Raw genomic sequence first — 10,742 nt, forward strand, 5'->3', positions numbered from 1 at the left:
CCCTCGCCGCCTCATTTTTTTATTTAATTATGAGAATGTACTAATTCGTTTTCATCATAGATTACAGTTGGATAACAACCTGTAAAGCATGCAGTACATTGTCCTCTATTTGGTCCAGCATGATTTCTACCAATCGCACCTAATAAACCTTCTAAACTAATAAATTCTAATGTATCCGCACCGATTTCCTGACACATTTCCTCAATTGTATGAGTAGCTGCAATCAATTCTTCTCTAGTTGATGTATCAATGCCATAGTAGCAAGGATTTTTCAGTGGTGGTGCACCGATACGAACATGAACTTCGCTTGCACCTGCATCACGAAGCATTTGTACAATACGTCGGCTTGTCGTTCCTCGAACAATTGAATCATCAACCATTACGACACGTTTTCCTTCAACAATTGAACGGACTGGAGAAAGTTTCATTTTAACTCCTTGTTCACGAAGCTCTTGAGAAGGTTGAATAAACGTGCGTCCTACATAACGATTTTTAATTAATCCAAGCTCATATGGAATGCCTGATTCTTCAGCGTATCCAACAGCAGCCGAGATACTTGAATCGGGTACACCAATTACTACGTCAGCTTCAACAGGAGCTTCTTTTGCTAAAACTTTTCCCATATTTTTACGCGCAGCATGAACATTGATATTATCAATATTGCTATCTGGACGAGAGAAATAGATGTATTCCATACTACAAATTGTGTGATTAACTGTTGAAGTAAATTGATCCGATTCAATTCCTTCATCCGAGATAATCAGTAACTCACCCGGATTAATGTCACGGATATATTTAGCGCCAACTACATCAAACGCACAAGTCTCTGAAGCTACAACATATGCATTGCCTAGTTTTGCTAAGGCTAATGGTCTAAAGCCATTAGGATCTAACGCGACATACATTGCATCTTTTGTTAGAACTAAGTAAGCGAAAGCTCCCTTAATCATATTTAAAGACGCTTTAATGCTGTCCTTTATTGGAGCAGATCCATTACGTTTGATTAAATGTGCAAGTACTTCTGTGTCTGAAGTAGTCTGGAAAATACTACCTTGCATTTCCAAATCTTTACGAAGCCTTGAAGCATTTACTAAATTACCATTATGAGCAAGAGCAATGCTTCCTGTATGTGATTGGAATAGTAGAGGCTGAACATTTTCATAGCCTCCGCCACCAGCAGTTGCATAACGAACATGACCGATAGCAGCTTTTCCGTGTAAATCATTTAGCTGACCTTTACTGAAAACTTCTGTTATTAATCCAAGTCCCTTTGCACCTTCAAGGTCATTTCCATCAGTTACAACGATACCAGCACCTTCTTGGCCCCTATGTTGTAAACTATGAAGACCATAGTAGGAGATTTGGGCAGCATCTGTATGCCCCCAAATTCCAAAGATTCCGCATTCTTCGTTTAATCCTTTTATTTCAGCAAGCATGGGATCGCCTCTTTCCAAGCTTGTTTAAGTTCCTCAACTGAAGCATGAAGAACTGTTTCATTATTTTCATTACGAACTGTTACTGATTTCTCTTCTGTTACAGTACCAATTAATTTTGCATCTACTAATGCTTCGAATTGTTCTTTATGTTCAGGTTTAACTGAAAGTAAGAAACGTGATTGAGTTTCACTAAATAATGAAACAACTTCATTACCTTCAATTGTTATCGTTGCACCAACTTCTGACGGGCCAAATGTGCTTTCAGCAATCGCTACGGCTAAGCCACCTTCAGATAGATCGTGTGCAGAAGCAACTACGCCTGCTTGAATTGCAGCAAGAATTTGCTCTTGTCGATTCGATTCAACAGCTAAATCGATACTTGGTGCCTTACCAAAGATTTTGCCATTTAATAATTTTTGAAGTTCACTTCCACCAAACTCCGCTTCTGCTTCACCGATAACATAAATTAAATCACCAGCGTCCTTGAAGTTTTGAGTTGTAATATGCTTAACGTCTTCAATTAGACCTACCATACCAACTACAGGAGTCGGATAAACTGCTTCACCGTTTGTTTCGTTATATAATGATACGTTACCACCGATAACTGGAGTGCTTAGTACATTACAAGCTTCACTCATACCATCAGTTGCTTTTTCTAACTGCCAGAAAATTTCAGGTTTTTCTGGATTTCCGAAGTTTAAGCAATCTGTAATTGCAAGTGGACGAGCACCTGAACAAATTACATTACGTGCTGCTTCTGCAACTGCAATTTTACCACCAACTTCAGGATCTAAATATAAGTAGCGAGCATTACAGTCAGTTGTCATTGCTAGCGCTTTTTTAGTGTCACGAATACGGATTACAGCAGCATCAGAACCTGGAGCAACTACTGTATTTGTACGAACCATATAGTCATACTGTCCATAAACCCACTCTTTACTTGCGATTGTTGGTTGAGAAAGTAATTGTTTTAATGTTTCTTTTGAATCATTAATCTCAGGAATATAATTTTCCATCGCTTGGAACTCACCATAATATGCAGGTACACTAGATGGTTTATGATACACTGGCGCTTCTTCAGCAAGAGCATCTACTGGTAATTCAGCAACTACCTCACCTTTATGAAGTAAACGAAGCATCTTATCATCCGTTACACGTCCTACAGATACAGCGTGAAGGTCATACTTTTCAAATAAATCAACGATTTCTTGTTCTCTACCTTTTTCTACTACTAATAGCATACGTTCTTGTGATTCTGATAACATCATTTCATAAGCAGACATACCTGCTTCACGTTGTGGAACTAAATCAAGATTCATCTCAATTCCCATACCAGCTTTTGAAGCCATCTCTGCTGATGAAGAAGTTAATCCAGCAGCACCCATATCTTGGATTCCAACAAGAGCGTCATTTTGTACAACTTCTAAACATGCTTCAAGTAATAACTTCTCCATAAATGGATCGCCTACTTGAACCGCTGGGCGTTTCTCGTCAGATGCATCAGATAATTCTTCAGAAGCAAAAGTTGCACCATGAATTCCATCACGTCCAGTTGAAGCACCAACGTACATTACTGTATTTCCAGCACCATGTGCTTGACCTTTTTTAATGTCTTTATGGTTGATTAATCCAACACACATTGCGTTTACTAAAGGATTACCTTCATAACAAGGATCAAAGTTTACTTCTCCACCAACTGTTGGAATACCAATACAGTTTCCATATCCAGCAATACCTGCAACTACCTCTTCAAACAAATATTTCACTCTAGGAGTTTCTAATTCTCCAAAGCGTAAAGAATTTAGAAGGGCAACAGGACGTGCTCCCATTGAAAATACGTCACGAATTATTCCACCAACACCAGTAGCTGCACCTTGATATGGCTCAATAGCAGAAGGGTGATTATGACTTTCGATCTTAAAAACTACAGCTTGCTCGTCGCCAATATCAACAATACCTGCACCCTCACCTGGTCCTTGTAAAACATGTTCACCACTTACTGGGAACTTACGTAATAAAGGCTTTGAGTTTTTATAACTACAATGTTCTGACCACATTACAGAGAATAAACCAAGCTCTGTATAATTTGGGTTGCGACCGATTATTGATTTGATTAATTGAAACTCTTCATCAGTTAAGCCCATAGTGGCATAAATTCTATCATTTTCAATTTGCATTGGATTTGGCTCAAGAAGTAACGACATGGTTTTCCCTCCAGTTTCTTACGATCGAACGAAATAGTTGAAGTCCGTCTGCACTACCTAATAATGCATCGACTGCACGCTCAGGGTGTGGCATCATTCCTAATACATTTCCTTTTTCATTCACAATTCCTGCAATATCATCTAAGCTACCATTCGGATTATTTTGATAACGGAAAATAATCTGATTATTACTTTTAAGAGATTCATAAGTTTCTTGGTCACAATAGTAATTTCCTTCACCGTGTGCAATTGGTACAGTAATTACTTGACCTTTTTCATAACCAGTTGTAAACATCGTTTCATTATTTTCAACAATTAGTTCAACAGGTTTACACATGAACTTTAATTTGTCATTACGTCTTAGTGTACCTGGTAAAAGACCTGCTTCAGTTAAAATTTGGAATCCATTACATACTCCAAATACTGGCTTACCATCAGCAGCAGCTTTCTTTACAGCGTCCATCACGTTTGCAAAACCTGCAATTGCGCCAGAGCGTAAGTAATCACCATATGAGAAACCACCTGGTAATAAAATACCATCAAATTCATCTAAATTCGTTGAATCATGCCATACGTATTCTACTTCTTCGCCTAACTCATCTTTGATTGCATGATACATATCAATATCACAATTTGAGCCCGGGAACACAATTACTGCAAACTTCACTGTGCGACTACCTCCTCTACCTCATAACGGTAATCTTCAATTACGATGTTTGCTAATAATTTTTCACACATTTCTTTAACTGACGCATCTAAATCTGCAACATTTTTATCAATCATTAATTCCATATATTTACCGATACGAACATCTTGAACTTCGCTAAAATTCATGCTATGAAGTGCGTTTTTCACTGCATTTCCTTGTGGATCTAAAACACTTTCTCTTAATGTAACGAATACTCTTACTTTGAACATGATAATCCCCCTAAGCGTTTTAAAATTTCTTCGTATCCATCTGTTAAGTTACCTAAATCTCTACGGAATACATCTTTATCAAATTTTGCGTTTGTATCTTTATCCCATAATCGGCAAGTATCTGGTGAAATCTCATCTGCTAATAAAACTGTTCCATCATTTAATTTGCCAAATTCTAATTTAAAATCGACTAATCGAACATTACATTCATTAAAAAGTTCTACTAGTACATTGTTTACACGGAGAGCAATCTCTTTAATTGTTTCAAGATCATTTGTTGTTGCTAATTTAAGTGCAGCGATATGATCTTCATTAATAATCGGGTCACCTAAATCGTCACGTTTATAATAAAATTCAATGATTGGTTTATCTAAATTTACACCCTCATCTAATCCCATACGTTTTGATAAACTTCCAGCAACGATATTTCTTACAACTACTTCAATTGGTATAATCGTTACTCGTTTAACAAGTTGTTCTAATTCTGAAGTTTTTTCTACGAAATGAGTTGCAATGCCAGTTTCCATTAACTTTGAAAATAGTAAACTAGTAATTGCATTATTTAAACGACCTTTACCAGCAATTTCTGCTTTCTTTTCACCATTAAAGGCTGTAGCTGAGTCTTTGTACTCAACTCTTACGATTTCAGGATTTTCTGTAGAAAAGATTCTTTTTGCTTTTCCCTCATACAACATTACTTGCTCCACCATGTCAACAATGCCTCCCATATCCTCATCTAAACACCCAATAGAAATTATGCTTTATCTTTTATTAGAAATGTTTGGCTAAGAATCTATCTTTTTAAATCTTAGCCAAACAATATACGTCTTAATTTAATCCTAAGCGTTCAAAAATTGTATCGACTTGACTTAAGTGGTAACTATAGTCAAAGCAATCATCGATCTCTTCCTGAGTTAATAAAGAAGTAATTTTATTCTCTGCTTCTACAAGTTCTTTAAACTGTACTTGAGTTTCCCAAGCTTCCATAGCTTTCGGTTGAACAGTATCATATGCCTCTTCGCGTGACATTCCCTTTTCGATTAAAGCAAGTAGTACACGTTGAGAATAAATTAATCCGTAAGTTCGATCCATATTACGTTTCATATTCTCAGGGAATACTGTAAGGTTTTTAACAATATTTCCAAATCGATTTAACATGTAATTTAAAAGTATTGTCGCATCTGGTAAGATGATTCGCTCTGCAGATGAATGTGAGATATCTCTTTCATGCCAAAGTGATACATTTTCATAAGCCGTAATCATATGACCTCTAATAACACGAGCTAAACCTGTCATGTTTTCAGACCCAATTGGATTACGTTTATGCGGCATCGCAGATGAACCTTTTTGACCTTTTGCAAAGAATTCCTCAACTTCACGTGTTTCACTTTTTTGTAATCCACGTACTTCAGTTGCAAACTTCTCAATTGAAGTTGCAATTAAAGATAAAGTTGACATGTAGTGCGCATGACGATCGCGTTGTAACGTTTGTGTAGAAATCGGTGCAGCTTGTAGTCCTAATTTTTCGCAAGTATACTCTTCCACGAATGGAGGAATATTTGCATATGTTCCAACAGCTCCAGAGATCTTACCTACTCTCACAGTTTCAATCGCATTTTTAAATCGCTCTAAATTACGTTTCATTTCTTCTGTCCATAAAGCAAGTTTTAAACCAAAAGTAGTTGGTTCTGCATGAACTCCATGAGTACGTCCCATCATTACTGTGTACTTATGTTCTTTTGCTTTCGTTTCAAGAATCTCAATAAAGTTTTCAATGTCTTTTAATAAGATATCATTTGCCTGGCGTAATAAGTAAGAAAGTGCAGTATCTACTACGTCAGTTGATGTTAAACCATAATGTACCCATTTACGTTCTTCGCCTAATGTTTCAGAAACTGCACGTGTAAAAGCTACTACATCATGGCGTGTTTCTTTTTCAATTTCATAAATTCGGTTAATATCGAAAGAAGCTTTTTCACGTAATACTTTAACGTCTTCTTTAGGAATATCTCCTAATTCAGCCCATGCTTCACATGCTAAGATTTCAACTTCTAACCAAGCTTTAAATTTGTTTTCTTCTGTCCAAATTGCTGCCATTTCTGGGCGTGAATAACGTTCAATCATATTTTTACCTCCATCGGGCTTTGTTTCCAAATCCCTAACTCTTGTACTTTTTGCATTGCTACTTCCGTAGATGCTCCCATTATATTAATATGTCCCATTTTACGGCCTTTTTTGCTTTCTTCTTTGCCATAAAGATGGACATTTAATGTACTATCTTTTTGCATTACATTCAAGACTTCTTCAACATGTTCACCTAATATATTTACCATTACAACTGGTTTCAGTAATTCAGTGCTACCTAATGGTAAATTACAAACCGCTCGGATATGCTGTTTAAACTGTGAAGTTTCTACTGCCTCCATCGTATAGTGTCCCGTATTATGTGGTCGCGGAGCTAATTCATTTATATAAACTTGCTCATCCGCTGTTACGAATAGCTCAATAGCTAAAACACCTACAAGGTGGAACGAGCTAGCAATCTTTTCTGCATAGTTCTCGGCTGTTTCCATGACTAATTTTGAGGAATTTGCTGGTACAGATGAAGTATGCAAAATTTGATTAATGTGAACATTCTCTGCTATCGGAAACGTACTTACTTCTCCGTTACTATTTCTTGCGACAATAATTGACAATTCTTTTTCGAATGGAACCCATCCTTCAAGAATACATTGCTGTTTCTCAACTAAGCTTAATCCATCAATAAAATCTTCTTCAGTTTTTAGAACAACTTGACCTTTACCATCATATCCACCAGTAGTCGTTTTTAAAACAGCTGGTAAACCGATAGCTGATACCGCTTTAAAAAATTGTTCCTTATTTTCCACTAAGCGAAATGGAGCAACTTTAATTCCTAAATTTTGAATTGCTGTTTTTTCAGTCAACCTATTTCTTGTTAACTTCAATAACTCACTACCTTGAGGTAAATATGCATGTTCATCTAAATATTCTAGTGCTTTTACATCAATATTTTCAAATTCATATGTTATAACATCACTTACATCAGCAAGCTGTTTAATTGCTTCTATATTTGAATATTCTGCAGTAATCTCTATATCTGATACTTGCCCACATGGTGAGTTAGGGGTAGGATCTAATACTGCTATCTTATAACCCATTTCCTTTGCAGAAAGTGCCATCATTCTTCCAAGTTGGCCACCGCCGATAATACCTATTGTTTGACCTGGTAGGATTACTTTACTATTCATAGTAACTCACTGCCTTCTAAAACTTGTTTTCTAGTATTTTCACGACGAGATTCTAACGCAAGATATACGTCTTGATCGTGGATCCCAATAATCTGAGCCGCAAGTAAACCTGCATTTGTTGCTCCAGCTTTACCAATTGCAACCGTAGCGACTGGTACACCGCCAGGCATTTGTACTATCGATAGTAATGAATCTAGTCCATTTAATGCCTTTGATTGTACTGGTACACCAATTACGGGTAATGTTGTTTTTGCTGCAACCATTCCTGGCAAGTGAGCAGCTCCCCCTGCACCTGCGATTATTACTTGTATACCTCGTTCTCTAGCAGTTTCTGCGTATTCAAACATTAAATCTGGAGTACGATGTGCTGAAACAACACGTTTCTCGTACGAAATATTTAACTCTTCTAGTACATCACAAGCATTCTTCATTGTTTCCCAATCACTAGTACTTCCCATAATGATACCAACTATCGGTTTCATCTATTTTCCCCCAAGTATGTTTGCTATTTTTCAATAAAAAAAGCCTAGAGTAGTATTATATCTCTACGAAGAGAAAGATAATCTACCTAGGCGTATACAAATAAACGTACACGTGTGATTAACTTCCCCTCATAGTCCAGTAATTTACGGTTACTAGGTAGAAACTTTTGGGCCATATTCCCAACTTTATATGAGGTTTGCTAAATTTCCTATTTCCATAGTATCAATTTATGATAATTTTTTCAATAAATATGAATGTTTTTGTTAAAAAAATATTTTAATGTTCGTGTTTTGCTATATTTACTTATATTTCGCGAAGTTAATATAGTTTAAATGACAGGTAACTATTGCATTATAAATTTTCTTACTCATGTTGCTAAGTAGCGCTTGATTCATTTATCTAAGAAACAAAAAGCTATCTATCCCTAGAATATATAGGAATGATAGCTTTTTCAATTCTTTACTTTTATTAAAGTCCAGTTATATTGAGGTGATTTTCCTTTTTTTACTATTACAACAACAGAAAGCTATTTCCGCCAATTGGTATACTGCTTTTGAATTCAATTTGAATGAATACCAACTCTATCTGGTGTCCCAATGTCATTATGTCTACTTTTCTAATTAAATAAATTTAATTATTTATTATACTTTCAATTTCTTTTAGTAATTCAACTTGAATCATTTCAACTTTTGAAAAGTCCATCGCTCCAATGTATATTGCTTCTAGTTCATCTCTTAGAATTTTAGCCTCTGCCAAGTAAGATATCGCTTCTTTCATTTTATTTTTATATAAATTAGTCGTTCTTTCAATTTCAATTGAAAACTTTTCATCAGTACCTGGCGTTATACATCTTTCATACATATCAATAATTTCATCATTTTCACGATCTGGAAAATATTCATGGGGTGCTGTGCTATCAAAGATTGCAATGCTTTTTTCTGGAATAATTACCATATCAAGACTATTTGGGTCAAAGCCACAATGATAAATTTCCACATCAAATCCTCTTTCTTCTCCCATAGCAGCTATTTTCTTTAGCATAGTTGACTTACCGGATCCAGCTCTACCTTTAATAAAATAACGTTTTTCAATGTCTTCTGTAAGATTTTGTACGAAATCTACCGCACCACTTGGGGTTGCAGCACCTAAAAACCTATGTTTTACATTAGAGACCTTCGACGGATTATATTCATCACTATAAAAAAGAGCTATTAATTCATCCGTCAATTTATTAGCTTCTATAAAGTCCATATTTGATATATAAATTTCTTCAATTTCATCATGAGCTTTTAATGCAGCAGCAAATGTATCATATGCCGTTTGAAATTTTATAGATATGTCACTATTAAGTGATAGGATTGTTTCTTTATGAGCAGATAATTTCTTAGAATCCCATGCAACCCCTAAATTTACATATTCTTCAATCACACCAGGAGCTTTCGGTTCAATTACATGAGGTGATGTTCCATCTACAATACCGACTTGAAATTTTGGGATAATTAAACCGTCAACTGAATTGGTATCAGAAGAACAATGTAAATATTCAATATTGATCCCTTTGTTCACTATGAATTCACCAACTGATTTCATTAATGTTGATTTCCCGCTACCAGGACCACCTTTTAGAATATATACTTTGTCTAAACCTTCTAAAGCTGAGTCATAGAGATTATAAAACCCTTTTGCAGTGTTACCCCCTGCATAATAGTTGAGTATTTTTCCTCTCACTTTTTTCCCTCCATTCAATCTTAAACTATGTAGATTCGTTTATAAGGGTGTTTGCCCAGTATAAATATTATTCATTTTTAAAGATTTAGGCGGTATTTTAGTTGATATTAGACTTTCAAATTTTAAGAAATAAAAAAGCACCAGCTGATTAGCTGATGCTTTGGTAAACCAGGCGACGTTCTACTCTCACAGGGGGAAACCCCCAACTACCATCGACGCTGAAGAGCTTAACTGCCGTGTTCGGTATGGGAACGGGTGTGACCTCTTCGCAATAATCACCTGATTGATTGAGTTGTACTTCGTACCCTCAAAACTAGATAATGTCATTATCAAACTTGTTAGTTAAGTCCTCGACCGATTAGTATCAGTCAGCTCCACGTGTCACCACGCTTCCACCTCTGACCTATCAACCTGATCGTCTCTCAGGGGTCTTACTAGCTTAACGCTATGGGAAATCTCATCTTGAGGGGGGCTTCATGCTTAGATGCTTTCAGCACTTATCCCTTCCACACATAGCTACCCAGCCATGCTCTTGGCAGAACAACTGGTACACCAGCGGTGTGTCCATCCCGGTCCTCTCGTACTAAGGACAGCTCCTCTCAAATTTCCTGCGCCCACGACGGATAGGGACCGAACTGTCTCACGACGTTCTGAACCCAGGTCGCGTACCGCTTTAATGGGCGAACAGCCCAACCCTTGGGACC

The 10,742-nt window shown here is 36.5% G+C and carries 9 protein-coding genes, 2 rRNA genes and 1 riboswitch; all 11 genes read right to left on the reverse strand.

The window, feature by feature from the left end; genetic code table 11:
- Positions 1–23: 23 nt before the first annotated feature.
- Positions 24–1,436 carry an amidophosphoribosyltransferase gene (purF, locus tag B7R67_RS17145; protein WP_088072212.1) on the reverse strand — a complete coding sequence of 471 codons (1,413 nt, stop codon included), beginning with the start codon at positions 1,434–1,436 and terminating at the stop codon, positions 24–26.
- Positions 1,421–3,640: a phosphoribosylformylglycinamidine synthase subunit PurL gene (purL, locus tag B7R67_RS17150; RefSeq protein WP_088072213.1), complete on the reverse strand. Its 2,220-nt coding sequence runs from the start codon at positions 3,638–3,640 to the stop codon at positions 1,421–1,423. Before purL ends, purF begins: the two co-directional genes overlap by 16 nt.
- Complete coding sequence (gene purQ, locus B7R67_RS17155; protein ID WP_088072214.1) at positions 3,624–4,307, reverse strand: phosphoribosylformylglycinamidine synthase subunit PurQ; 684 nt, start codon at positions 4,305–4,307, stop codon at positions 3,624–3,626. The genes purL and purQ overlap by 17 nt, the downstream gene beginning before the upstream one ends.
- The gene (purS, locus tag B7R67_RS17160) at positions 4,304–4,558 is read right to left on the reverse strand and encodes a phosphoribosylformylglycinamidine synthase subunit PurS (RefSeq protein WP_088072215.1); all 255 of its coding nucleotides are present in this window, start codon (positions 4,556–4,558) and stop codon (positions 4,304–4,306) included. Before purS ends, purQ begins: the two co-directional genes overlap by 4 nt.
- Positions 4,546–5,268 (reverse strand): phosphoribosylaminoimidazolesuccinocarboxamide synthase, encoded by a 723-nt coding sequence (gene purC / locus B7R67_RS17165; RefSeq protein ID WP_088072216.1) that lies wholly within the window; start codon positions 5,266–5,268, stop codon positions 4,546–4,548. Before purC ends, purS begins: the two co-directional genes overlap by 13 nt.
- 118 nt (positions 5,269–5,386) lie before the next feature.
- Entirely contained in the window at positions 5,387–6,682 is a 1,296-nt protein-coding gene (purB, locus tag B7R67_RS17170; RefSeq protein WP_088072217.1) for an adenylosuccinate lyase, read from the reverse strand.
- Positions 6,679–7,827 carry a 5-(carboxyamino)imidazole ribonucleotide synthase gene (gene purK / locus B7R67_RS17175; protein WP_088072218.1) on the reverse strand — a complete coding sequence of 383 codons (1,149 nt, stop codon included), beginning with the start codon at positions 7,825–7,827 and terminating at the stop codon, positions 6,679–6,681. Before purK ends, purB begins: the two co-directional genes overlap by 4 nt.
- Positions 7,824–8,309 carry a 5-(carboxyamino)imidazole ribonucleotide mutase gene (gene purE, locus B7R67_RS17180; protein ID WP_088072219.1) on the reverse strand — a complete coding sequence of 162 codons (486 nt, stop codon included), beginning with the start codon at positions 8,307–8,309 and terminating at the stop codon, positions 7,824–7,826. Before purE ends, purK begins: the two co-directional genes overlap by 4 nt.
- A gap of 112 nt (positions 8,310–8,421) precedes the next feature.
- Positions 8,422–8,523: riboswitch (purine riboswitch) on the reverse strand.
- 417 nt (positions 8,524–8,940) lie between these two features.
- A complete protein-coding gene (locus tag B7R67_RS17185) occupies positions 8,941–10,038 on the reverse strand; it encodes a PRK06851 family protein (RefSeq protein ID WP_088072220.1) in 1,098 nt (365 codons plus the stop codon).
- A 167-nt stretch (positions 10,039–10,205) separates the two neighbouring features.
- A 5S ribosomal RNA gene (gene rrf / locus B7R67_RS17190) occupies positions 10,206–10,321 on the reverse strand.
- 55 nt (positions 10,322–10,376) lie between these two features.
- Positions 10,377–10,742 (reverse strand): 23S ribosomal RNA (locus B7R67_RS17195); the annotation flags it as partial.

Source organism: Gottfriedia luciferensis, assembly GCF_002156865.1.
In the GTDB taxonomy this organism is placed as follows: Bacteria; Bacillota; Bacilli; order Bacillales; family Bacillaceae_G; genus Gottfriedia; species Gottfriedia luciferensis.